The sequence below is a fragment of the Rhodococcus koreensis genome (assembly GCF_900105905.1).
GTDB classification, from domain to species: domain Bacteria; phylum Actinomycetota; class Actinomycetes; order Mycobacteriales; family Mycobacteriaceae; genus Rhodococcus_F; species Rhodococcus_F koreensis.
Genome location: NZ_FNSV01000002.1, coordinates 208,403 through 234,349, shown reverse-complemented (window position 1 = coordinate 234,349; position 25,947 = coordinate 208,403). Strand labels below are relative to the sequence as shown.

General features: G+C 65.8%; 12 protein-coding genes and 1 pseudogene. 10 read left to right on the top strand and 3 right to left on the bottom strand.

The features are described 5' to 3' along the window. Window positions 1–65 precede the first annotated feature (65 nt). Window positions 66–650: a hypothetical protein gene (locus BLV94_RS01855; protein ID WP_072947456.1), complete on the bottom strand. Its 585-nt coding sequence runs from the start codon at window positions 648–650 to the stop codon at window positions 66–68. A 152-nt stretch (window positions 651–802) separates the two neighbouring features. Beyond that, window positions 803–889 (bottom strand): annotated as a pseudogene (locus BLV94_RS50220) (TetR/AcrR family transcriptional regulator); the annotation flags it as partial. 141 nt (window positions 890–1,030) lie between these two features. On the opposite strand from BLV94_RS50220, the gene BLV94_RS01850 reads away from it, so the two are divergent. The 7 genes from BLV94_RS01850 (at window position 1,031) to BLV94_RS01820 (ending at window position 9,842) form a co-directional block, all read left to right on the top strand. After that, a complete protein-coding gene (locus BLV94_RS01850; protein WP_072947434.1) occupies window positions 1,031–2,164 on the top strand; it encodes a VOC family protein in 1,134 nt (377 codons plus the stop codon). After that, a complete protein-coding gene (locus BLV94_RS01845) occupies window positions 2,161–3,099 on the top strand; it encodes a fumarylacetoacetate hydrolase family protein (protein ID WP_072947435.1) in 939 nt (312 codons plus the stop codon). Before BLV94_RS01850 ends, BLV94_RS01845 begins: the two co-directional genes overlap by 4 nt. After that, complete coding sequence (locus BLV94_RS01840; RefSeq protein ID WP_072947436.1) at window positions 3,096–4,985, top strand: acyl-CoA synthetase; 1,890 nt, start codon at window positions 3,096–3,098, stop codon at window positions 4,983–4,985. The genes BLV94_RS01845 and BLV94_RS01840 overlap by 4 nt, the downstream gene beginning before the upstream one ends. Then, window positions 4,982–5,338 (top strand): DoxX family protein, encoded by a 357-nt coding sequence (locus BLV94_RS01835; RefSeq protein WP_072947437.1) that lies wholly within the window; start codon window positions 4,982–4,984, stop codon window positions 5,336–5,338. Before BLV94_RS01840 ends, BLV94_RS01835 begins: the two co-directional genes overlap by 4 nt. Then, window positions 5,335–6,942, top strand: a complete 1,608-nt coding sequence (gene mhpA / locus BLV94_RS01830; RefSeq protein ID WP_083395419.1) for a bifunctional 3-(3-hydroxy-phenyl)propionate/3-hydroxycinnamic acid hydroxylase MhpA — start codon at window positions 5,335–5,337, stop codon at window positions 6,940–6,942. The genes BLV94_RS01835 and mhpA overlap by 4 nt, the downstream gene beginning before the upstream one ends. A 214-nt stretch (window positions 6,943–7,156) precedes the next feature. Next, entirely contained in the window at window positions 7,157–8,392 is a 1,236-nt protein-coding gene (locus BLV94_RS01825; RefSeq protein ID WP_072947438.1) for a fatty acid desaturase family protein, read from the top strand. A 778-nt stretch (window positions 8,393–9,170) separates the two neighbouring features. Next, window positions 9,171–9,842 (top strand): PAS and ANTAR domain-containing protein, encoded by a 672-nt coding sequence (locus BLV94_RS01820; protein ID WP_072947439.1) that lies wholly within the window; start codon window positions 9,171–9,173, stop codon window positions 9,840–9,842. Between the two features lie 131 nt (window positions 9,843–9,973). Here BLV94_RS01820 and BLV94_RS01815 read toward each other — a convergent pair whose 3' ends face one another. Then, entirely contained in the window at window positions 9,974–10,348 is a 375-nt protein-coding gene (locus BLV94_RS01815) for a hypothetical protein (protein ID WP_244163412.1), read from the bottom strand. A 725-nt stretch (window positions 10,349–11,073) separates the two neighbouring features. Here BLV94_RS01815 and BLV94_RS01810 point away from each other — a divergent pair. The 3 genes from BLV94_RS01810 (at window position 11,074) to BLV94_RS01800 (ending at window position 25,924) form a co-directional block, all read left to right on the top strand. Then, window positions 11,074–11,679 carry a Clp protease N-terminal domain-containing protein gene (locus tag BLV94_RS01810; protein WP_072947440.1) on the top strand — a complete coding sequence of 202 codons (606 nt, stop codon included), beginning with the start codon at window positions 11,074–11,076 and terminating at the stop codon, window positions 11,677–11,679. A 1,035-nt stretch (window positions 11,680–12,714) separates the two neighbouring features. Further along, window positions 12,715–15,594: an aminodeoxychorismate synthase component I gene (gene pabB, locus BLV94_RS01805; RefSeq protein ID WP_072947441.1), complete on the top strand. Its 2,880-nt coding sequence runs from the start codon at window positions 12,715–12,717 to the stop codon at window positions 15,592–15,594. A 40-nt stretch (window positions 15,595–15,634) separates the two neighbouring features. Next, on the top strand, window positions 15,635–25,924 hold the full coding sequence (locus BLV94_RS01800; RefSeq protein ID WP_072947442.1) for a non-ribosomal peptide synthetase: 10,290 nt from the start codon (window positions 15,635–15,637) through the stop codon (window positions 25,922–25,924). Window positions 25,925–25,947 lie beyond the last annotated feature (23 nt).

Sequence of the window (25,947 nt, the reverse complement as noted above, 5' to 3'; positions counted from 1 at the left end):
ATATTGACGAATTCCTCACACTTGGCAGCTGCTCCAGTCGGCAAGCAGCAGCCACACGGCCTGACCTAATGGGCGAGGATCTTGATGCCGACCACAAGTACGCCCACACCGACCAAACCCGTGATGGTGAACAGCTGTTGCCACCACCGTAAGTGGGCCATTCGCACGGCAAGCAGAGCAATGACGCCGAGTTCGACAACGAGGATCCACATCGCGATCCACATCGCTGTGGATGTGCTCAGTAGTCCGACGGCGGCTGCGACCAATACCAGCAGGGGCAAGACCGCGGCCTCCACAATCTGGCCAGAGGCCTGCAGCATCCGCAGCGCCGCCCGTCCGCGCGGAGCACGGTGGTACGCGCCGAGGTGTGCCACCCAGTCGGCCAGCAGGCTTGCCGCCCAGAGCCCGCCGGTGGCCACCGCGACATCGAGGACCCGAGCCCAGGGGCTCGTCTCGGGAGCCGTATAGCGGACGAGGACGGCGAGCGTCGCCAAACACGTCATCGCGCCGTACACACGCTCCCGCAGGAGCGCGACGACCTGCTCCACGGGAATCTCTTCCCGATTCGCCTCGCTGGCCGCGCTCACTTCGGTCACCGCGCGAATCGGTTCGAATCTGCCTTGTCCGAGCAACCGCTGCACCAATCCCATTCCAGCCATTAGCATCCCGTCTACGCCGCGGGTGCCCGTGACGTTCTGGCGTGCGGTGAGTGTGGCCCGCGGCCGCGGGCCACGCTTGGTACGCAATCGGATGCGGTCCGCAATTTTCCTGGCGTCGTCGAAGTAGTCGGCGTCGGCGTAACCGACCGGGCTGCGCGTACAAGCGCGGTGCGGGTATGCGCCTTGCGCCGGTCCAGGCGGTTCGGTGCATCGGTGAGCTGCTCGGTCATGCCTGCGTGCCCATCTCCTGATCCGTCTGACGCTGCCCCACCCTACCGCGCGTCATCAATATTGACGAATTCCTCAAACCCCCTTGACTGACGATATCCTCGTGAATGACGATATCCTCAGTTAATTGAGAGGAGAGGTCAATGAACGACCGCCACGACCCGCATACCGGTCTGCACAGTCAGCAGGGCGCACTGGCGGGCGAACACCGCGGGCGGGCCGCCGAGCCGATCATCAAGGTCCATGACCTCGCATGGCTGGAGTTCGAAAAGCCCGACCTCGATCGGGCGGAGGCGTTCGCCCATGCCTTCGGTTTTGCGACGGCCCTTCGCACCGCACACGAACTGCAGTTGCGCGGGACGGACCCCGGATCGCCCTGCGTGCTCATCCGCCGAGGTCCACGGTCGCGGTTCGCCGGTCCCGCCTTCCGGGCGGCCGACGCGACCGACGTGCTGCGACTGGCGGACGCGGTCGGGGGTGCGGTCGTGCCCCTTCCCGAGAGTCTGGGCGGGATCACGGTCGATCTCACCGATCCCAGCGCTCTGGGAGTGCGCGTCGTGTCCGACACGTTCGAGTTGCCGGCGCTGTCCGACCAGGCCCCGCTCCCCCTGAATTTCGGACACGACGGCGGGCGGGTGAACGCCCCACAGCGCCCGCCCCGCACACCGGCCACCGTGCAACGACTCGGGCACGTCGTGCTCCAGACGACGACGTACCTCGAAACGCTCAACTGGTACCTCGAGCACCTCGGACTGATCGTCAGCGACTTCCTCTACTACCCGGGGCAACGGGCCCGGGGTCCGATCATGAGCTTCATCCGCTGCGACCGGGGCGCCACGCCCACCGACCATCACACCCTCGCGATGGTTCTCGGCCCGGCCAACCGCTATGTGCATTCGGCATATCAGGTCGCCGACCTCGACGGCCTCGCCGCGGGAGGCGAATACCTGCTCGACCGGGGCTACCGCCGGTCCTGGGGCATCGGCCGACACATCCAGGGCAGCCAGATCTTCGACTACTGGCGCGACCCCGACGGATTCATGGTCGAGCACTTCAGCGACGGCGATCTCTTCGACGACACCCTCGAGGCGGGCTGGGCACCGATGACTGCGTCCGGACTGTCCCAGTGGGGGCCGCCCGCCACCAAAGACTTCCTCGGAGTGAACCCCGGTCGGGAATCACTCCAGGAACTGCGCGCCATTGTCCACGCGCTGCGCGCCGACAACGAATTCGACCTCCACCGCCTCCGCGGCCTTCTGAAAGTTGCCAGCTCATGACCATCTCCGTCCTCCGCACCGCCGACGCCTGGTGGGTCGACACACCCACCGGCGCCGCACGGGTAGACACCGAGGCCACCACCACCGCCCAACTGCTGACCGACCGACCAGCCGTCGAGGCCGCGGCGTCCAGCAAGGGCACCGTAAACGTCGCGACCCTCTCGTTGCTCTCCCCGATCACCGCCCCGTGCCGGGTGGTCGCACAGATGACGAACTTCGCCTCGCACGTCAAGGACGCCGGGATGAACCCCGACACCATTCCGTTGACCTTCTTCCGCAAGGCATCCGGCTCGATCAGCGGCCCCACCGACGACGTGATCCGTCCTGCCCATGTCCGACTACTGGATTACGAGGTGGAGATCGGGCTCGTCCTCGCCCGCGACATCCCGGTCGGGACCGAGATCACCGCAGACACTCTCGCCGATCACGTGGCCGGCCTGGTCGTCACCAACGACATCTCCGCGCGCGACATCCAGCTTCCGAAAACGCAGTTCTACGAAGCGAAGTCCTACCCGACGTTCACCCCGGTCGGCCCCGCGCTCGTACTGCTGGACGGCGACGAGCTGAAGCGGTTCACCGACCTGCGCCTGCGGCTCTGGGTCAACGGTGAGCCGCGCCAGAACATGACCGTTGCCGACATGATCTACCAGCCGACCGAGACTCTGCAGGCGCTGACCCGGTTTCAACGCCTCGATGCCGGGGACTTGCTGCTGACCGGAACACCGGTCGGGACGGCACTGAGCGCCCCACCGAAGCCGATCGCAACCCTCTCCTCCCTGCTGCCGCCGGCAGTCAAATGGAAGCTCTTCTTCGCGGGCCAGGCCAAGAATCCGAACTACCTGCAGGACGGCGACCTCATCGAAGCCACCGTCGCCACCGACGACGGGGCCATCGACTTGGGGCGCCAACGCACGGTGGTGAGGTACGCGCGATGACCACCGACCTGCTGTGGCCGCGTTACGCGACGCCCACGGATCTCACCACGATCGAGGCCGTGCCGCTGCGCGATCGGGGGCTTCCCGAGTCCACCTACGCGTTGCTCACCCGCGCGGCCCGGATGTGGCCAGATCGGCTCGCGCTCACCGTCCTCCCCGACGGGGCACGGTGGCGGGAGCCGGTGCAGCGCACCTTCTCCGAACTACGCGACGATGTTCATCGATACGCGAACCTGCTCCATCGTCTGGGCGTGCGACGCCACGACGCGGTCGCCGTGATGGCGCCCAACTGCGCCGAGTTGATCCCCGCCACTCTCGCCGCACAACTCGCCGGCATCGCTGCACCCATCAACGCCGCGCAGTCGCAGCAGCACATCGGTGAATTGCTGCGCCGCTCAGGTGCCCGGGTACTCGTCGCGGCCGGACCGGAACTTGCGCCGCAGACATGGGAGGCCGCGCACCAGATTGCCGTGAGCGGGAAGGTGGATGCCGTGTTGGCCGTGCGGCCCACCGGAGCCGCCGGCGCGCCTGCGGACCTGCCCGAGGTCGACGGAGTGCGGATCGGCTATCTCAGTGCGCTGTCGGCCGATATCGATTCCTCCGACTTCGTCGGTGATCCCCCCCGTGGGTTCGACGTGGCCGCACTGTTTCACACCGGTGGTACCACTGGTGTTCCGAAGCTGGCCGCCCACACCCACGACAACGAGGTCGCCGATGCCTGGATGCTGGCCGCGAACTCGTCGTGGGACTCGGACGCCGTCGTCTTCGCTGCCCTGCCGCTGTTCCATGTCAATGCCGTGATGGTCACGCTGCTGGCGCCGCTGTTCAAGGGCCAGGGTGTGGTGTGGGCCGGCCCGCTCGGCTATCGCGACCCGGCACTGTTCAGCGAATTCTGGAAGATCGTCGAGCACTACCGCATCGCGTCGATGAGCGCAGTGCCCACCGTCTACGCGGCCCTCGCGCAGCGCCCGGTCGACGCCGACATCAGTGGTCTGCGCTTCGCCATGGTGGGAGCGTCGCCTCTGCCGACCGCGGTCGCCACGACGTTTCAGGACCACACGAGTGTGCCCCTGCTCGAAGGCTACGGACTGACGGAGGCAACCTGCGCGAGTGCACGCAGCTTTCCCGACGCACCACGACCTGGCTCGGTCGGGGTACGGATGCCCTATCAGCAGGTCAAGGTGATACGCGTCCGCAAAGACGGCACCTGGGACGACCTGCCCACCGGAGCGACCGGAGTGCTGGCGATCAGCGGTCCGACCGTGTTCGCCGGTTATGTTTCCGGCCACGACGAACACGGACCCGTTCTCGACGGTATGGGCAAACTGGTCGACGGTTGGCTCGACACCGGCGACCTGGCGCGCATCGACAGCGACGGTTTCATCCACCTGGTCGGACGCGCGAAGGACGTCATCATCCGGGGCGGGCACAACATCGATCCGGCGGTCATCGAAGACGTCCTCCTTGACCATCCGCAGGTCACCGCGGTCAGCGCGGTGGGACGCCCCGATGCCCACGCCGGCGAAGTACCCGTTGCCTACGTCACCGTTGCCGCCGACGCCGACATCACCGCACACGAACTGCAAGCCTGGGCGGGCGAGCGCGTCCCCGAACGGGCCGCCGCACCCAAGGCGGTCACCACCCTCCCGGCGCTGCCGGTCACGGCGGTAGGCAAGCTCTACAAACTCGCACTGCGCGCCGACGCGACACGGGCCGAGCTCGAGCACGCCCTCGCCACCGTCGCAGGCATCGACAGCATCCAGGTGTCCGTCGAGGACGGTTCGATCCTCGCCACCGTCGAGATCGACGGACCTGCCGGCGAACCGACGGTCAAGGCGATCCTGAACCGATACGCGATCAATTGGAAGGTCACGGTGCGCACATGACCACCGCATCACTAGTTCTGGCACTCTGCCTGGCAGTGTTCTACCTCCTGCTCGGCGCCGGCAAGATAGCGGCAACCTCCCCGATGCGGGAACGAGCAGCCCACGTCGGTATGCCCGTCAGCACGTATCGGGGCATCGGCGCTCTCGAGGTCGCCGGTGCCGTCGGTCTCCTGATCGGCGGAGTTGTGCCGGCACTCGGCGCCGCCGCCGGCATCGGGCTGCTACTCCTGATGGTCGGTGCCGTCGTCACACACGTACGCAACGGTGACGGACTGCGGGAGATGGCACCCGCCATCGTCGTCGGCGCAGCGATCGTGGCCTACCTCGTCGTCCTGCTCGGATCGATCCGATGAGCGAACAGGTCGTCCCGGTCGTCATCGTCGGGGCCGGACCCACCGGACTGACCGCCGCCACACTGCTGGCCCGGTACGGTGTCGAGTGCCTGCTCCTCGAGCGCTGGGAGGGCGTCTATGCGCAGCCGCGGGCGGTCCACCTCGACGGTGAGATCCACCGGATCGTGGCGCACCTCGGGATCGCCGAGGAGTTCGCGGCGATCTCCCGGCCGTGCCTCGGGTTGCGGCTTGTCGACCGGAACATGCGCGTTCTCACCGAGTTCCACCGAAACCCCGGTCCCGGCGTCCACGGCTACCCCGAGGCCAACATGTTCGACCAGCCGCAGTTCGAGGAGATCCTGCGCGCCAACCTGACACGGCACCCGAAGGCCTCTCTCCGCGGCAACGTCGAGGTCACCGGGCTGGCCGACGACCAGGCCGGCAGCGTTCGTGTCGACTTCACCGACCGAAGCACCGGTGTGCAGGAATCGGTGCAGGCCGGATACGTCCTCGGCTGCGACGGCGCCAACAGCCTGGTCAGAAACCAGATTCAGGCAACGATGAGGGACCTGAAGTTCGACCAACGCTGGCTGGTCGTCGACGTCGCGACCACCGCGGACCTCGGCGCGTGGGAGGGCGCCCACCAGGTGTGTGACCCGGTACGCGCGGCAACATACATGCGGATCGGACACACCCGCTACCGCTGGGAGTTCCGGCTCGAACCCGGCGAGAGCGCCGAGGACTATCGCGACATGGCTCGACTGCAACCCCTCCTCTCCCCATGGACACGGAACACCCCGGTCGACGACCTGGCACTGGTCCGCGTGGCCGAGTACACCTTCAAAGCCCACATCGCGGACCGATGGCGCGACCGCCGGGTGTTCCTACTCGGCGACGCCGCCCACCTCACACCACCGTTCATCGGACAGGGGATGGGCGCAGGGATCCGCGACGCGATGAACCTCGCCTGGAAACTTGCCGGCGTCCTCACCGGAGATCTGCCCGAACGCGCACTCGACACCTACGAGATCGAACGCAAACCCCACGCGCTCGCACTGATCCGGCGCGCCAAGCTCGTCGGAATGGCCATGACCGAAGGCGGCGAACCCGGCAACCTCATCCGCCGCATCGTCCTACCACTGCTGCACCGCATCCCGGGCCTCGGCGACACGATCATGGACGGCGAAACCCCGGCCCTGCACCGCTCCACTCTGATAGCACGACCTCGACTACGCCGAAGCCGAGCGGGCCGCCTGATCCCGAATCCAGACCTCGACCAGGGCCGCCGATTCGCCGAGGTCGCCGCCGGCCGGTTCGCGGTAGTCACCTCCCTCCCCCCGACCACGACACAACGCACCGACATCGAACAACGCGGTGGCACAGTCCTGCTGACTCGACCCGGCACCGATCTGCACCACTGGCTACGCCGCGGCCGCGCCCGCGCCGCCATCATCCGACCCGACGGCACCGTCCTCAGCACCGGCAACGACCTGTCCACCCTCGCCGCCGCCCTCCCCCGCTTCCACCCCGACCCCGTGCCGACGTCCTCACCCAGTGACCCACCCCTGACGAAGCCGCCACTGCGCACGCACGCCGACGCTGTGAGGTACCGGCCCGACGCGTGACCCTCGCATTCCGACCGGGCCCGCGGCGATACGACCGCCCGCACTGTCCTGCAGGACGGTGTGGTCGGTCGTCGCCGCAGGCCCGGGAGCGCGATCCGTGGCTCGTCCAAGGCACTTTCGACATCGAAAGATGCTGTACACCAGTCGAAGTGATTCGCATCATAAAATACTCGCCCGTAACCTACGGGGCCGTAAGTTACGGTACCGTAGGTTCATGGCGATATCAGACATCAAGGAATACGCGCACCTCACGGACGCCGACGTCGAGGCCATCGGCCGCGACCTGGATGCGATCCGCCGAGACATCGAGGAATCCCGCGGTGCACGCGACGCCCGGTACCTCCGCAACACCATCCGGCTGCAACGCGGCCTGGAACTCGGCGGCCGCGCGGTACTCTTCGGCTCCCGCACGCGCACGCTGTGGATGCTGGGCACCGGGATGCTCTCGTTATCGAAGATCATCGAGAACATGGAGCTCGGGCACAACGTGATGCACGGGCAGTGGGACTGGATGAACGACCCCGAAGTGCACTCCGTGAACTGGGAATGGGACAACGCCGATCCGTCGGCACACTGGAAAATCACCCACAACTACGCGCACCACAAGTACACCAACGTCCTCGGCATGGACGACGACGTAGGATTCGGCCTGCTCCGCGTCACCCGGGACCAGCGCTGGAAGCCGTTCTACCTCGGCAACCTCGCCTACAACGCGATCCTCGCGGCACTGTTCCAATACGGCCTCGCCATCCAATTGCTCGAGCTGGGCAAAGTGACCCGCGGCCGGGACGACCGCGAACTCACCAAGACGCGCGGCAAGGAAGTGCTCGCCAAACTCGGCCGGCAGACCCTCAAAGACTATGTCGTGTACCCGGCGCTGACCGGCACGGCGTGGAAGTCCACCACCACGGCGAACGCGACCGCCAACCTCGTCCGCAACCTGTGGACCAACGCCGTGATCTTCTGCGGCCACTTCCCCGACGGCGCCGAGAAGTTCACCAAGACCGACGTCGACACCGAGACGCACGCCCAGTGGTACCTGCGACAGATGCTCGGCTCCGCGAACATCTCGGGCGGCCCCGTCATGGACTTCATGACCGGCAACCTGAGCTATCAGATCGAGCACCATCTCTTCCCGGACCTGCCGTCCAACCGCTACCACGAGATCTCGGTCCGCGTGAAGCAGCTGTGCGACAAGTACGACCTGCCGTACACGACCGGCCCACTCGCAGTGCAGTACTGGAAATCGTGGCGCACAATCGCGAAACTCTCACTCCCCGACAAATACCTCACCGACACCCGCGACGCCGCACCCGAAACCGCGTCCGAAGCCGGGTTCGGCGGTCCCCCCGCCACCGACCCACTCACCGGCCGCCGCATCGGCCTGGCCACGACGATCAAGACAACACGCACACGCGGACCCGTCCGCCGACTCCTCGGAATGCGCTGACCAACAACTATTCCGGGGCTGCTGCGGACAACGGTCGGTTACTCGTCCCGGAGCTGTCGATCAGCCGAACAGTTCCGCTCCTTGCGGGATGGGCAGCGGTGAGAATGGTCCGATGCCGTCGCCCAGATTCACTGGCTACCAGCCCGACTGAGGGAGACGGGCGCGGTTCCCCTCGTCAATACGCGTCAATGGACTCCGCCCACCAACGACCACCCGACCTGACACCAGGCGGTTCGGCTTGCGGTTGCGCCTCCGAAAGGTTCCCCGCGAGCGGATCGCCCAGCGGGATAGCCAGGAGTCGTAGCACCCGAGACTTCGTCGCCCTGCTGGTCGAACCGGCCGCGATCAGCGGCTGGGGGTGCGGCGTGTTTTCGTGCGTCACTCACCACGTCTGTCGTGAGCGGTGACAGCAGATCGCGAGGCCCGGGAGCGGGGCACCGGTGTCGGCGGCCGTCCACCACACCCGGGCTGGTGTGATCTTATCCTTCGATAAGACCGGGGAGGCCGACTACGAAGGTGGGGGTGCATGCCGTCGCCCCCCCGCTCATTCAGGTCGGCGTCGACGAACTCGTGTCCGAGCCGGCCCTGCGATCCGCGCGGGCGCGGTCCCCTCCGCCCGGCCCGCCCGGCACCGCAGAAACCTGCCCTTCCGGCATAACGACATCGTCGGATACAGCGGTGTGGACAATTTCTGCCCACTCCGGTGTGGGTGCTCGGCATACTGTGGCAGTGGTGTCCGAGGCGAGGTGGGTGAGCCGCAAGGGCGGCGGGTGTAGCTGTGGACAGTGATGAGCTCCTCGGCTCGACTGCACCCCCACAGGGCGGAAGTTTCCGGTTCTACCTCGACGGCCAGCGCTGGGAATGGTCGGATCCCGTCGCCCGGATGCACGGCTACCAACCGGGCGAGATCACCCCCACCACCGAACTTCTGCTCTCGCACAAGCATCCAGACGACCAAGCTCAGGTCGCTGCACTCTTCGACAAGATGATCCATGCCGGTGCGCCGTTCAGCAGCAAGCATCGCATCATCGACACCGACCGCCGCATCCACCACGTCATCGTGGTCGGCGATCGGATGCTCGACGAGAATGACAACGTGATCGGGACGTCCGGGTACTACATCGACGTCACCGAAACGTTGGAGACCGACCCTCGCGAATTCAACGCGGCGCTCACCGAGGCCGTCGCCGAACTCGAACAGTCGCGGGCGGTGATCGAGCAGGCGAAGGGTGCGCTCATGCTCGTCTACGGCATCACCTCCGAACGGGCCTTCGGCATCCTCACCTGGCGCTCACAGCAGACCAACACCAAACTCCGCGTCCTCGCCCAACGCTTCGTCGACGTCCTCACCGCCGAGACGGCACTGCCCGCGTCGTCTCGCGCCCGGTTCGACCACCTACTCCTCACCGCACACAAACACCCCGACACACGGCCGGGGGCGCAGGACTAAAATTGGCGGTCCCACCCGCGGGGAACTCAGCCCTCGCGGCCCGGGGCGAGATCACCCGCAGCCGGGAACTCCGGCGTCGGAACCCGCCTCCCCGACCCGGCATATCTCGCTATGCGGGGTGATGAGTCGGTCTATGTGGTGATGACGTCGGGTGGGTCGGGAAGATCGACATCGAGAAGAAAGTCGAGCCAGATGAGGGCGTCGGCCAGAGTCTCCGCCCGCATGGTGGTGTCGAATTGCTGCTCGGCGGCGGTGAGCGACCGCACCCCGTTCGCGAGATCCCCGCCGAGCAGAGCCGACACCGTCCGCAGGACCCAACGCCCCGATTCCGGCAAGTCGTCGACATCGACGTATCCCCCATCGATGAAACGGAGATCGAGAATGAATCTCTCGCCCGGACCCGCCGGGCCTAGGCGCGCGATGATCACGTCGACGATCGCATCGACCACCCACGCGAGCACCTCGCCGTATTCCGACGGGCCGTCGGTGGGGTGCGCGGCGCACACCCGGGATACCTCGCACGAGAACCGGGCGGCGTCACGGTCACCGGCCAGTTTTACCAGCCGGCCCCCGAGAGCTGCGGCCGACGAGCTGGTGGGCGGCCTGCGTTTGATCCCATACTCGGGGAGTGCCCGACCCTGGGCACCACGACACAGCCCAATTGGCGCTCGCGGGCCGACACCTACCCGGCCGAACTTCCGGCGTCGTTCGACAGCATCACCACCTTTGGACCCGCTACCTGATGGGAGTCGATCGGGGCTCAGCGAATGAGCCGCCCGCGGCACCGCATGGTCGACCCCGGTCGCGCGCCTAGCGCGACCGGGGTCTTGCCGACACGTCCCACGGTAGGCGCAGCGGCCGTGCGCGACGTCGCCCTCGATCGGCTGCCCTCGCACCTCAAGCCGCCAGACGGCACCGCTCCACCACTGCATGTCTCCCCGCGCGCCAACCACCGGAAAACGACGCGAATCTTGCCACCGATGCGCGGGCGTCAGATGGGCCGCACGTTCTGGGTCTGCGGATCCCTCTGCCCCTGGCCAACCCATATTCGACGTGCTGGCCACGAAACAGTCCTGTTCGGCGCGGGGTTATGCCAGGGTTGGGGTTGGTTGACGTTGAATGGCCCCACCTGACGACTGTGGCCGCAGGGGATGTCGGTGCAGCCAAAGATCAGGCACCTCGACGATCGCAATGAGAACAGTGCGCGGCGGCCAACCCGATTGGAGCAGCGATGTTCGAAAAATTCACCGATCCAGCACGCCGCGTCCTTATCCTGGCCACCGACGAAGCCCAGACCCGGAACTGCGACCATGTCGGGACCGAGCACATCCTGATCGGCCTGATCACCGAAGGTGACGGGGTAGCGGCGAAAACACTGGAATCGATGGGCATCTCTGCCGACGTCATCGGCAATCGGCTACCCGACATGGGCCAAGCCCAGCCGCACCGGCCTGGGCACATCCCGTTCACCCCGCGCGCCAAGAAGGTACTCGACCAGAGCCTGCGCGAAACCTCCCTGCTCGGCCACGAGCACATCGACACCGAACACCTCCTGCTAGCCCTCCTCCACGACAGCGCATCAACAGGTGCTCGGCTACTCATCGAGAACGCATCGATGGACGTCGACCAACTGCGCCAGCACATCCTTCGGCACATCGCCGAGACCCGGCGGGCACCGGAGACGGTAGGACCGACGAATCTCACCAGCATCAGGTTGACCGACACCGAACACACGTCGTGCGCAGTCGCGGCCGCCAAGGCCGGCCAACGCATCGATGTATGGATGCGAGAGAAGGTCCTCGACGCCGCACGGGAACACCCCACCGACACCGAATAGAACGAGACGTCACCCTCTCGACAGTGGCGGGTGCACCCGCGGCCAGCGCTTTGTCAGTAGGAACCGAGAAACGTTGTGCGGTCTGCACACTAAGCTCACTCTTTACGAAATTGCGACGCCCGAAATACCGGCTGGGACGTCCGACTTCATCTGCACTGCCCGACGATGGTGGTGGCGCGGATTTCGGCATGATCGCCGAACGCACCGACTCCGGCGCTTCCTGGCCGCCGGTGTCGCCACCGTCGTGACCATCGACCACATCGCGGCGGAATCAGGCACGCGGCGCGGTACCGCCTCGCCCCCACACTGGCGAGAGCGCCCGTCGACCCGGTTCCACCTCGATTCCACTTCGTCGGTTGGGACACCACTCCCGCGCAGCCCGGAAGGGGTATGCGGGCAGCGCAGAAGCGGCTGCTGTCGATGGCCACTCCGCGACGGAGGGTGTTTTGGGATGTGATGTACCGGGTGCATAAAACCGACCACTTGCTCTGTGCACCACTGCCGACTGGACGATCTTGCTTCCACGGACTTTCGTGACTTAAGGTGGAGTGCGCGCATCGCGCGGCGTGTCGGGGTCTGGGCGGATTGCGTTGATAGACAGGCTAATTAGCCCTTCTAAGGATTGATCATGTCCACCAGACCCCTCCTACCGACGGTACAAATATCCTGTTGTTCCTCAACGGGCTTGTCAGCAGGAATGCACGAGCGGGCATCGCCGGCCCTAATGCGCGGATAGTCGGTTTTCCTCAGGTAGCGGAGCCTCCCGACTGGGCCGACGCGTCGAGAGGTCTTGGTGGCAATCATCCGCACCGCCGGGACGGGCGGACTTCACGGCATGGCGCCTCATTCCACAACGTCGGCCGTATCGCCTCCAGTCGGTGAATCACACGAGCTCCCCGTGCTGGAGGAGGGCGCCACAGGGTGCACGCTCAGACGAATGCTCCTGCCACAAGTTCGAGGGACCTCATCAAGTCGTTGCACCGGCGAGAGACAACGCAGTGTCGCATCCCTCACGCGCCGAGAGCCGGGCGAACGATGTTTACCAAGACGTTGTTGATCGACAATTACGATTCCTTCACATACAACCTCTACAGCTTTCTCAGCGACGTCAACGGGTGCCCGCCGACGGTGGTGCGCAACGACGTGGACTGGTGTGCGATCGACCTGGCCGAGTTCGACAACATCGTGATCTCTCCGGGGCCCGGTCGTCCAGCAATCGAACGCGACTTCGGCATCAGCTCGCGGGCCATTCTCCAGGGTGGGCTTCCCACACTAGGAGTGTGCCTCGGTCACCAGGGTTTATGCCAACTGTTCGGTGCGCATGTCGTCTTGGCTCCAGAGCCGAGGCACGGTCGCAACTCAGAGATATTTCACGACCAGAGGGAATTGTTCGCGGGTCTCCCCTCGCCTCTGTCGGTCGTTCGGTACCACTCTCTCGCCGTCGAAGATCTCCCCGCTGAGCTGGAGGCGACTGCGTGGACATCCGACGGGGTTCTTATGGGGGTAAGGCACCGTCTGCGCCCACTGTGGGGGTTGCAATTTCATCCGGAGTCGGTCTGCACCGATCATGGACATGAACTCCTCGCCAACTTCCGCGACCTCACCCCGACCCACCGGAAGGGATCCGTCCCGAAGCCACGACGTCGGCGGCGGACCCTATCTCCATACGTGGTCGAAACACGACGGATAGATCGGCGAGTCGACCCACAGATGGTGTATGAGCGCCTGTTCGCAGACGGCCCCGACAGTTTTTGGCTCGATGGCAGCTCCGCCGTGGAATCGGACGCCCGCTTCACCATCATGGGTGACGCATCTGGTCCACGCGCCGAGTACGTTACGTACGACGTAACGGACGGCACCGTCCTAGTGCACCGTTCCGGCGTTCCGGCCGACAAACGACGCGTGCGATTCTTCGACTACCTCGACGAACAGTTGCGGATCCGCGCGGTGCCGCGATCACCAGACCTGCCGTTCTCGTTCAATCTGGGCTACGTGGGCTACCTGGGCTACGAGTTGAAGGCCGAAGCCGACGGCAGTGCACAACACTCCGCGGACACACCCGATGCGGCCCTGGTATTCGCCGACCGCGCAGTCGTGATCGACCATGTCGACGGCAGCTGCTACCTACTGGCGCTCAGCGAGCAGGCACACGAACCCGGAACCCGCGACTGGATGCGCCGTACGGCGCGGGTAATCAACCTGATGCCCGTCACGACCGACGATGCGCTTCCCGCCCGGCCGCTCATCAGGTCGGCGGCAGACCCGCGCATGACGCTGCGCCACAACCGTGAAACCTACCTCGACAAGATCCGTACCTGTTTGGAGAACATTCGGGTCGGCGAAACGTACGAAGTGTGCTTGACGAACCACGCCCAGATCGATGTCGATATAGACCCCGTCGAAACCTTTGCCTACCTCCGATCCATCACGCCAGTGCCGTACGCAGCACTCCTGAGGTTCGAGGCGGCGGACATACTCAGCGCCTCCCCCGAGAGGTTTCTGCGCGTGGGCGCCGACCGGGTCGTGGAGTCCAAACCGATCAAGGGCACCCGACCGCGGGGTGCAACCGCTGCGACGGACGACGCGCTCCGCCAGGACCTTCTGACGAGCGAAAAGGATCGGGCCGAGAACCTCATGATCGTCGACCTCGTGCGCAACGATCTTTCACGGGTCTGCACTCCCGGTTCGGTGCACGTACCGCGATTGTTCGACGTCGAAACCTACGCACCGGTCCATCAGCTCGTGTCGACGGTTCGAGGGACGCTGCGCAGTGACGCGACTGCGGTCGAGTGTGTGCGTGCCTGCTTCCCGGGTGGCTCGATGACCGGAGCACCAAAGCTACGCACCATGGAAATCATCGATCGGCTGGAGGAGGGGCCGCGAGGGGTGTACTCGGGCGCCCTCGGCTGGCTGTCGATCAACGGCACCGCCGACCTCAGCATCGTCATCCGAACAATGGTGTCCCGGCGCGGGACAGTGAGCTTCGGGATCGGGGGCGCCATCGTCGCGTTGTCCGACCCCGACGAAGAGTTCATCGAGACCCTGGTCAAGGCGGCCGCCATGCGCAGGGCCCTCACGATCAGCGCCGGCAGATCGCCCGCCCTCGCCCACCACGTTGGTCCGCCGACCTTGAGTGACACCATCGATCGAGCCGGGCGACTCTCGCGGGCCGAAGTGGGCGGTGTAGAGGTATGGGTCCGCCCCGGTATGCCGGCGCCCCAGGCAAATGCCGAACTTGTACTTGCCGAGGCCCTCGCCGATATTTCACGTATCACGGCTCCAGTGGTCGTGGACCTGTGCACCGGTTCCGGAGCAATCGCCCTGGCGATCGCGCATGCCCGAGCCGATGCCGGTGTACACGCCGTGGATGTGGATCCGGCAGCCCTGAACGTGGCGCGACGCAACATCGAACGTCAGATCCGCCTCGGTGGGAGCCCGATCGTGCTTCACGAAGCCGCCGTCACCGCGCCCAATCTGTTGTCCGGCCTGGACGGAACGGCAGATCTGGTCCTCGCACGTCCACCGTGCATTCCCGACGACAACGAATTTCCCTTGCAGCGCAGCGAGTACCACCGAGGGGCCTTGGTCGGTGGTACAGAGGGGTTGAAGCTCGCCCGGCAAACCATTGTTGCGGCGGCACGGCTCCTGCACGCGGGCGGCAACCTCGTCGTCGAGCACCGTCCCGACCGCTACACGACAGTGCTCGCACTACTCGACGAGAACAAGTGCTTCGCCAACGTGGCAACATATTTCGACCACGCCGGAGAAGCGATCTACACCACCTGCGCGCGGACCTCGATGCCGCCCCAACACACCGAGGTCGGGCCCGAGCCCAACCCCTGCACGCATCCTGGCGCAAAGAGCAGATCGGAGAACAGTCGTGGACGCCGTCCCGCCACGGGTTCCAGGAGTTGAAAAGCGCTCGGGGAACCGTCTTCCGTCGAAGGCGTGCCGTTTGTCTGCCGCGCAAAAGGGCATCTGGTTCGCCCAGCAACTGGCCGGCGAGCTCCCGATCACGATCGCGCAGTACGTCGAGGTCTTCGGCGAGTTGGATATCGATTTACTCGAGGCGACCAGTCGCGTCGCCGCCAGGGAGTTCGGTTCGGGGTTCTTACGCCTGGTCGATCACGACGGTGAGCTGTATCAACTGGTCGACGATTCTTCCGACGACGGGCTCCGGCGAATCGACTTTCGCGCGGAGAACGACCCGAGGGTCGCCGCGCAGCAGTGGATGCGCCGGGAGTTCAGCACCCCGATAGACCTCCTCCGGGATGCGCTCGCAGTCTCGGCCATTCTCCGGATCGGTGACCGGCACCACTACTGGTACTCACGCATTCACCACATCGCGCTCGACGGCTACGGCGCCATGAATCTGGTGCAGCGTATTGCCGAGTTGTATTCGGCCGCATTTGCCGGTGTCGACGCCCCGCCGCTCCGCGTGCTGGACCTCGCGCAGATCGTTGAACTCGATGCTGCCTACCGGAACTCGGATCGCTTCGAAGAGGATCGGCGGTACTGGGCGGAACGGACCATGGGACTGCCGGAGCCTGCGAGCCTGGCCGGGCGGTCGGCGCCCGTCAAGGCGCATCCGCGAGTGGCCAGCGCGGCCTTGTCACACGACGTAGCCTCAATGCTCGAGTCGGTCGTCGCGAAGCACAACTCGAGTGCGGCGCCGGTCTTGGTCGCTGCTCTTGCCGGCTACCTGTGCCGGATGACAGGCAGATCGGACATCGTACTCAGTCTGCCGGTTTCGGCCCGAACGACCGCACCGCTGCGACGCTCAGGTGGGATGGTGGCCAATGTCGTACCGCTACAACTCGAGGTGGGCCCGGACGTGACGATCGGGACACTGATCAAGTCCGCCCAGCTCGAGTTGACCGGGGCGCTGCGACGGCAGCGGTACCGGCGCGAGGACATCTGCCGCGATCTCGGCAGGGACATCAGCCGAATTCGCTCGTTTGGTCCGACTCTCAACATCATGCCGGCCGACCGTGAGATCCGGCTGGGCCCCCACTTGGGCCGACTACATGTGTTGACCTCCGGGCTCGTCGACGATCTTTTCGTCAACATCTACCCGAGCGTGGGGGGCACCACGACGCACATCGACTTCCAGGCCAACCCGAGCCTGTACGACGGCGACGTTCTCGATCGTCATCACCACCGCTTGTTGTCCTTTCTCGAACGCTTCCTTTCTGCCGATGTGGGGAGTCGGGTCGGTGACCTCGACATCCTCGACGCCGACGAACGACGGAACCTGCTCGACCACACCGGCGGCCCCGAACACCCCGCCACGACACTGCCCCAACTGCTCACCACCGCCGCCACACACGACCGCACCACACCCGCGGTGCTATACGAAGACCACCACCTGTCCTACCAACAACTCGACACCGCATCCTCCCAGCTGGCACGGATCCTCATCGCCGAAGGCATCGGCACCGAAGACACCGTCGCCATCGCACTGCCCCGCTCCCCCGACGCGGTCCTCGCAGTCTGGGCGACCACCAAAACCGGCGCCGCGTTCCTCCCGATCGACCCGAACTACCCGAAAGACCGCATCACCCACATGCTCTCGGACTCCCGAGCCGCACTCGGATTGACCGCCACCCCACACGCCACAACCCTGCCCGGACCACTGCCGTGGCTCGTCATCGACACCCCCGACTTCGAAACCCGATGCAACACCATGGATTCAGGTCCGATCACCGACGACGACCGACTCCGACCCCTGCACACCACCAACACCGCCTACCTGCTCTACACCTCCGGCTCCACCGGCACCCCCAAAGGCGTCGCCGTCACCCACCAAGGGCTGGCCAACCTCGCCGCCGAACAACGCGAACGATTCACCACCACCCCCGACTCCCGCACCCTGGCCGTGGCATCACCGAGCTTCGACGCCTCGGTCTTCGAACTGCTCCTCGCCGCCGGATCCAGCGCCACCATGGTCATCGCCCCACCCACCGTCTTCGGCGGCGACGAACTCACCCAACTCCTCCACCACAACCACGTCACCCACGCCGTGATCACACCGGCCGCACTGGCCACGATGGACCCCACCCACCTCCACACCCTGCACACCGTCCTCTCGGCCGGCGAGGCCTGCACCCCCGACCTGCTCACCCGCTGGGCCACAAACACCGACACCTCCCGCACCCACGCCCCCCGCCGCTTCTTCAACGGCTACGGCCCCACCGAGACGACCGTGATGAGCAACTGCAGCGGACCACTGCCACCCGGTGGCCCGGTCACCATCGGCGGCCCGATCCGCGGCACCCACGCCTACGTCCTCGACGACCGACTCCGCCCCGTCCCCACCGGCGTGACCGCAGAACTGCACCTGGCCGGGATCCAACTCGCCCGCGGATACCAGAACCAGCCCGCACACACCGCCGAACACTTCGTCGCCAACCCCTACGGCCCACCCGGCCAACGCATGTACCGCACCGGCGACCTCGTCCGCTGGCACCCCGACGGCACCCTCGAATTCCTCGGCCGCCGCGACCTCCAAGTCAAAATCCGCGGCCACCGCATCGAACTCGGCGAAATCGAAGCCACCCTCACCACCCACCCCGACATCACCCACGCCGCGGTGACGGTACACAAAGGCCCAGCCACCGAACAACTGGTGGCCTACGTCGTGCCCACCCCAGGCGCCCACGTCGACCCCACCGCCATCCACACCTTCGCCGCCGAACACCTACCCGACTACATGCTGCCCAACCCCATCACCATCCTCGACGCACTACCCCTGACCACCAACGGCAAGATCGACCGCCGCGCACTCCCCGCACCCGTACTACCAACACCCCAGTACCGGCCACCGACCACCGCTGTGGAAGGAATCGTCGCCGGCATCTTCGCCGACGTCCTCGGCCACGAGCGGGTCGGACTCGACGACGACTTCTTCACCCTCGGCGGCAACTCGCTGCTTGCGACGCAGGCGGTGTCGCGGCTGGGTGTGACGTTGGATGTGCGGGTGCCGATGCGGGTGTTGTTCGAGGCATCGTCGGTGCAGGCACTGTCGAAGTGGCTCGAGTCCCGGACGGCTACGGGCGCACGCGCACCGCTGCTGCCGCGGACCCGGCCCGAACACATCCCGCTATCGTATGCACAGCAACGGATCTGGTTCCTCAACCGGTTCGACCCACACTTACCGGTCTACAACATCCCATTCGCCCTGCGCCTGTCGGGAACCATGGACACGGCCGCACTGCTGGCAGCGATCGCAGACGTCGTGGACCGACATGAGACCCTGCGGACGATCTACCCCGAATCCGACACCGGCCCGCACCAAGTGGTTGTCCCGGCGGCGGAGGTCAGCGGCGGATTCGTCACCGCCGCCGTGACCGAGAACGAACTCGCCGCGCGGCTGACCGCGATGGCCTCGGCCGGGTTCGATGTCACAGAATCGGTGCCGGTGCGGGCCGCCTTGTTCGAGACGGCCGACGATGAGCATGTGCTCGCCGTGGTGCTGCACCACATCTGCGCCGACGGCTCCTCGATCGGGCCGCTGGCCCGGGATCTCATGGCCGCCTATACGGCCCGCACAGGCGGACACCCGCCATCGTGGCCACCGCTGGCGGTCCAGTACGCCGACTACACCCTGTGGCAACGCGAACTACTCGGGTCCGAGGACGACCCCGATTCGTCGCTCGCACAGCAGCTGACCTACTGGCGCACGACTTTGGATGGTCTACCGGAACAGCTCGAGCTGCCCGGGAACAGAACACGGTCTGCCGTCACCCGCCGTGGACGAACACACACGTTCACCATCGACGCACGCACCCACGGCGCGGCAGCCGCACTAGCACGACAGCACACCGCGACCGTGTTCATGGTGCTGCACACCGCGTTCGCGGTGTTCCTGGCCCGGATATCGGGCACCGGCGATATCGCGATCGGCACCCCTGTCGCCGGCCGCGGCGACCCAGCCCTCGACGACCTGGTCGGCATGTTCGTCAACACACTAGTGCTGCGAACCCCGGTCGACGGCGCCAGCAACTTCACCGACCTGCTCTCGACGGTCCGGGAAACCGACCTGGCCGCGTTCGAGCACGCCGACGTGCCGTTCGAACGGGTGGTACAGGCCCTCAACCCGGCACGATCGACCACCCGACATCCACTGTTCCAGGTGATGCTCGTCCTCCAGAACGGGGAGCACCCGAAACTGGAATTGGCTGGGCTGAACGCCCGTATCGAGGACATCGACCACGCCGCCACCCAGTTCGACCTGACCCTCACCATCAGCGAACGTTATTATGACAAGGGCGCACCCACCGGGCTGAACGCAGCGTTCACCTACACAGCCGACCTGTTCGACGAGGACACCGTCCGCGGCTTCGCCGACCGGTTCACCCGACTCCTCGACGCTGCGGTCGCCGATCCCGACAGCCCGGTCGGCGACATCGACCTCCTCGACCCCACCGAAAAACAGCTGATCCTCGCGGACTGGAACCACACCGATCATGCTCCAACCACCGACACACTGGTGTCGATATTCGGTGCGCAGGCCGCCCGCACACCCGACGCGCCCGCGGTGGTGGATGGGGACCGGTGCCTGTCCTACGCCGAGTTCAACGCACGCGTCAACCGTCTCGCCCGACACCTGATCACAGAAGGAGTAGGCCCGGAAACCATCGTGGCACTGCGGATGCGCCGCTCCCTCGACTTCGTCGTCGGAGTCTACGCTACCCTCACCGCCGGTGGGGCTTACCTACCCATCGACCCCGACCACCCAGCCGAACGCACCCACTTCATTCTCGCAGTGGCACAACCAACCTGCATGCTGACCACCACCCACGACGACCACATCGATCTGCCGGACCCGGTACCGGTCCTCCACACCGACACCATCGATCTGTCACGGATGTCCGCGGCGCCGGTGACCGATGCGGACCGTCGTGCACCACTGCGCCCACAGAGCACGGCATACGTGATGTTCACCTCGGGATCGACCGGCCGCCCGAAGGGGGTGACCGTGGCCCACAGCGCGATCGCCAACGAGGTGCAGTGGGTTGCGTCAGATTACGGCTTCGGTGACCGTCTTTTGCAGAGCAACGCGGTGACCTTCGACGCGTCGACCCCCGACCTCTTCGCTCCGCTGCAGGTCGGCGGATGCGTGGTGTTGGCAGGGCCCGACGGCCAACGCGACCCCGACTACCTCGCCGAACTCATTCACACCCAGGCGATTACCCACATGTCCTCGGTACCGACCGTGCTGACCGCCCTGATGGCCAGCCGACCACCCGACGTTCTCCGCAGTGTGCGGGTGATCTACCTCGGCGGTGAAACACTGTCCGGGCGCACGGTGACGCGATTGACCCAGTCCGGTCCGGCAACGGTATGGAACCAGTACGGGCCCACCGAAACCACCGTCAGCGTCATCTGTCACCGCTGCACCCAGCCCGAAGAGTCAGTGGTACCCATCGGCACACCCCAGACCAACTGCCACGCCTACGTGTTGGACCGCCGCTTGCATCCGGTGCCGGTAGGGGTGGTGGGCGAGTTGTATGTGGCTGGGGTGCAGCTGGCGCGGGGTTATCACGGCGCGCCCGGACTGACCGCCGAACACTTCGTCGCCAACCCCTACGGCCCACCCCGCGAACGCATGTACCGCACCGGCGACCTCGTCCGCTGGCACCCCGACGGCAACCTCGAATTCCTCGGCCGCCGCGACCTCCAAGTCAAAATCCGCGGCCACCGCATCGAACTCGGCGAAATCGAAGCAACTCTGGCGGCTGATCCCGACGTCACCCAGGCTGCCGCCGCGGTGCACCACGATCACCACACCGGGGACCGGTTGGTCGGCTACGTCGTCTCCCGTGACGGCGCCCACCTCGACCCGGCTCGTGTCCGCGCGATGGTCGCGGACCGCCTCCCCGACTACATGGTGCCCTCGCCGATAACCGTCGTCGATCGGTTGCCGTTGACGGCGAGTGGGAAGGTGGATCGGCGGGCGTTGCCGGTACCGGTGTTGCCGGCGCCACAATACCGGGCGCCGATGACGGTGGTGGAGGGTGTCGTTGCCGGGGTGTTCGCCGACGTCCTCGGCCGCGAACGGGTCGGACTCGACGACGACTTCTTCACCCTCGGCGGCAACTCGCTGCTTGCGACGCAGGCGGTGTCGCGGCTGGGTGTGACGTTGGATGTGCGGGTGCCGATGCGGGTGTTGTTCGAGGCATCGTCGGTGCAGGCACTGTCGAAGTGGCTCGAGTCCCGGACGGCTACGGGCGCACGCGCACCGCTGCTGCCGCGGACCCGGCCCGAACACATACCGCTATCGTATGCACAGCAACGGATCTGGTTCCTCAACCGATTCGACCCACACTCACCGGTCTACAACATCCCATTCGCCCTGCGCCTGTCGGGAACCATGGACACGGCCGCACTGCTGGCAGCGATCGCAGACGTCGTGGACCGACATGAGACCCTGCGGACGATCTACCCCGAATCCGACACCGGCCCGCACCAAGTGGTTGTCCCGGCGGCAGAGGTCAGCGGCGGATTCGTCACCGCCGCCGTGACCGAGAACGAACTCGCCGCGCGGCTGACCGCGATGGCCTCGGCCGAGTTCGACGTCACCACCTCGGTGCCGGTGCGGGCCGCCTTGTTCGAGACAGCCGACGATCAGCATGTGCTCGCCGTGGTGCTGCACCACATCTGCGCCGACGGCTCCTCGATCGCCCCGCTGGCCCGGGATCTCATGGCCGCCTACACGGCCCGCACAGGCGGACACCCGCCATCGTGGCCACCGCTAGCGGTTCAGTACGCCGACTACACCCTGTGGCAACGCGAACTCCTCGGGTCCGACGACGACCCGAACTCGGTTCTCGCACAGCAGCTGACCTACTGGCGTTCCACACTCACCGGGCTACCGGATCAGCTCGAATTGCCGCGTGACCGCACCCAGCCCATGGTGTCGCACCGTGGACGGACACACGCGTTTACACTCGGCGCAGAGACCCACCTCTCGCTCATTGAGATCGCACGAGAACACTCCGCGACGTTGTTCATGGTGCTGCACACCGCGTTCGCGGTGTTCCTGGCCCGGATGTCGGGCACCGGCGATATCGCGATCGGCACCCCTGTCGCCGGCCGCGGCGACCCAGCCCTCGACGACCTGGTCGGCATGTTCGTCAACACACTAGTGCTGCGAACCCCGGTCGACGGCGCCAGCAACTTCACCACGCTGCTCTCGACGGTCCGGGAAACCGACCTGGCCGCGTTCGAGCACGCCGACGTGCCGTTCGAACGGGTGGTACAGGCCCTCAACCCGGCACGATCGACCACCCGACACCCACTGTTCCAGGTGATGCTCGTCCTCCAGAACCAGGAGCACCCGAAACTGGAATTGGCTGGGCTGAACGCCCGTATCGAGGACATCGACCACGCCGCCACCCAGTTCGACCTGACCCTCACCATCAGCGAACGTTATTATGACAAGGGCGCACCCACCGGGCTGAACGCAGCGTTCACCTACACAGCCGACCTGTTCGACGAGGACACCGTCCGCGGCTTCGCCGACCGGTTCACCCGACTCCTCGACGCTGCGGTCGCCGATCCCGACAGCCCGGTCGGCGACATCGACCTCCTCGACCCCACCGAAAAACAGCTGATCCTCGCGGACTGGAACCACACCGATCATGCTCCAACCACCGACACACTGGTGTCGATATTCGGTGCGCAGGCCGCCCGCACACCCGACGCGCCCGCGGTGGTGGATGGGGACCGGTGCCTGTCCTACGCCGAGTTCAACGCACGCGTCAACCGTCTCGCCCGACACCTGATCACAGAAGGAGTAGGCCCGGAAACCATCGTGGCACTGCGGATGCGCCGCTCCCTCGACTTCGTCGTCGGAGTCTACGCTACCCTCACCGCCGGTGGAGCATATCTACCCATCGACCCCGACCACCCAGCCGAACGCACCCACTTCATTCTCGCAGTGGCACAACCAACCTGCATGCTGACCACCACCCACGACGACCACATCGATCTGCCGGACCCGGTACCGGTCCTCCACACCGACACCATCGATCTGTCACGGATGTCCGCGGCGCCGGTGACCGACGCCGACCGCCGCGCACCACTGCGCCCACAGAACACGGCATACGTGATGTTCACCTCGGGATCGACCGGCCGCCCGAAGGGGGTGACCGTGGCCCACACCGCAATCACCAATCAGGTTCGGTGGGTGGTGGAGGCGTTCGATCACCGCGCCGGTGACCGCCTCCTGCAGAGCAACGCGGTGACCTTCGACGCCTCCACCCCCGACCTCTTCGCACCGCTGCAGGTCGGCGGATGCGTGGTGTTGGCAGGGCCCGACGGCCAACGCGACCCCGACTACCTGGCCAAACTCATCCGGGCTCAGAAGGTCACCCACATGGCGTCCGTGCCAACAGTGCTAACCAGTCTGATGGCGAGCCGGTCGTCGGACGCTCTCGGTGGGCTGAAGGTGGTCTACCTCGGCGGTGAAATGCTGTCCGGGCAGACGGTCGCGCAGTTGGCGCAGTTCGGTCCGGCGACGGTGTGGAACCAGTACGGGCCCACCGAAACCACCGTCAGCGTCATCTGTCATCGCTGCACCCAGCCCGAAGAGTCAGTGGTACCCATCGGCACACCCCAGACCAACTGCCACGCCTACGTACTGGACCACCGCTTACATCCGGTACCGATCGGCGTGACCGGAGAACTGCACCTGGCCGGGATCCAACTCGCCCGGGGATATCACGGCCGACCCGCCCTGACCGCCGAACGCTTCGTCGCCAACCCCTACGGCCCACCCGGCCAACGCATGTACCGCACCGGCGACCTCGTCCGCTGGCACCCCGACGGCACCCTCGAATTCCTCGGCCGCCGCGACCTCCAAGTCAAAATCCGCGGCCACCGCATCGAACTCGGCGAAATCGAAGCCACCCTCACCACCCACCCCGACATCACCCACGCCGCGGTGACGGTACACAAAGGCCCAGCCACCGAACAACTGGTGGCCTACGTCGTGCCCACCCCAGGCGCCCACGTCGACCCCACCGCCATCCACACCTTCGCCGCCGAACACCTCCCCGACTACATGCTGCCCAACCCCATCACCATCCTCGACGCACTACCCCTGACCACCAACGGCAAGATCGACCGCCGCGCACTCCCCGCACCCGTACTACCAACACCCCAGTACCGGCCACCGACCACCGCTGTGGAAGGAATCGTCGCCGACATCTTCGCCGACGTCCTCGGCCACGAGCGGGTCGGACTCGACGACGACTTCTTCACCCTCGGCGGCAACTCGCTGCTCGCCACCCGGGTCAGTGCGCGGCTGCGAGAGGCTCTCGGCGTCGAGATCCAAGTTACGTGGCTCTTTGCTGACTCCACGGTGGAGTCGATCGCCAGTAAAGTCGAGGCAGTCTCCGACGATTCGACACATCTTGCACCGACCGGACCTTCGGCGTTCGACGTCCTGTTGCCGATCAGATCAACCGGGAATTCAGACCCTATCTATTGCATACACCCAGCCAGCGGATTAGCTTGGTGTTACGCAGGTTTGGCTCCACATATCCAACCGGGACGGCGAATGTACGGGCTCCAGTCCCCCGAACTTGTCGAAGATGACCCGCATCCCCGGTCGATCGAGCAGCTGGTGGAGCAGTACGTCCGGGAGATCCAGGCCGTGCAACCACACGGCCCATATCACCTACTCGGCTGGTCATTGGGCGGAGTCATCGCCCACGCCGTAGCCACACGGTTTCGCCATCTGGGGCAAAGGGTCTCACTGCTAGCGATGCTGGACAGCCGGTTACGCGAAGCGGAATCGGCTGCGGCCCCAGAATTCACCGTAAGAGACATTCTGGTCGAGCTATCCGATCTGATTGGATTCGATGCCGAAGACTTCGATGCCGCGGGAGCACCCATGTCGCCTGAACACGCGACCGAACTGATCCACATGCGGACTGGAGCATTCGAGTTTCTCCAGTCATCACATGTGAAGCGGATCGTCGCATCATTCAATGACGCGCCACGGCTGGTCGCCAATTATCAACCCCCCGCGTTCGACGGAGACGTGGTCTATTTCGCCGCCGCTGCAGCCGACGGCATGACCGAAGAGCTTGCCGACAGCTGCTGGAAGCCATACATATCCGGTTCCCTCAAGTACTATCCCATCGATGCCACGCACATTCACATGACCACGCCGCGAGCTTTGGCGGACATTGCACGAGTTCTCAACACCTATCTCGGCGACGGAGCCAGTTAGTTGCGACTCGACATCGGCCAGCG

Bases quoted from the DNA above. Each gene is read 5' to 3' on its own strand.
- BLV94_RS01855 (WP_072947456.1), bottom strand. From the start codon at position 650: ATGGGATTGGTGCAGCGGTTGCTCGGACAAGGCAGATTCGAACCGATT.
- pabB (WP_072947441.1), top strand. From the start codon at position 12,715: ATGTTTACCAAGACGTTGTTGATCGACAATTACGATTCCTTCACATAC.
- BLV94_RS01840 (WP_072947436.1), top strand. From the start codon at position 3,096: ATGACCACCGACCTGCTGTGGCCGCGTTACGCGACGCCCACGGATCTC.
- mhpA (WP_083395419.1), top strand. From the start codon at position 5,335: ATGAGCGAACAGGTCGTCCCGGTCGTCATCGTCGGGGCCGGACCCACC.
- BLV94_RS01810 (WP_072947440.1), top strand. From the start codon at position 11,074: ATGTTCGAAAAATTCACCGATCCAGCACGCCGCGTCCTTATCCTGGCC.
- BLV94_RS01850 (WP_072947434.1), top strand. From the start codon at position 1,031: ATGAACGACCGCCACGACCCGCATACCGGTCTGCACAGTCAGCAGGGC.
- BLV94_RS01825 (WP_072947438.1), top strand. From the start codon at position 7,157: ATGGCGATATCAGACATCAAGGAATACGCGCACCTCACGGACGCCGAC.
- BLV94_RS01845 (WP_072947435.1), top strand. From the start codon at position 2,161: ATGACCATCTCCGTCCTCCGCACCGCCGACGCCTGGTGGGTCGACACA.
- BLV94_RS01835 (WP_072947437.1), top strand. From the start codon at position 4,982: ATGACCACCGCATCACTAGTTCTGGCACTCTGCCTGGCAGTGTTCTAC.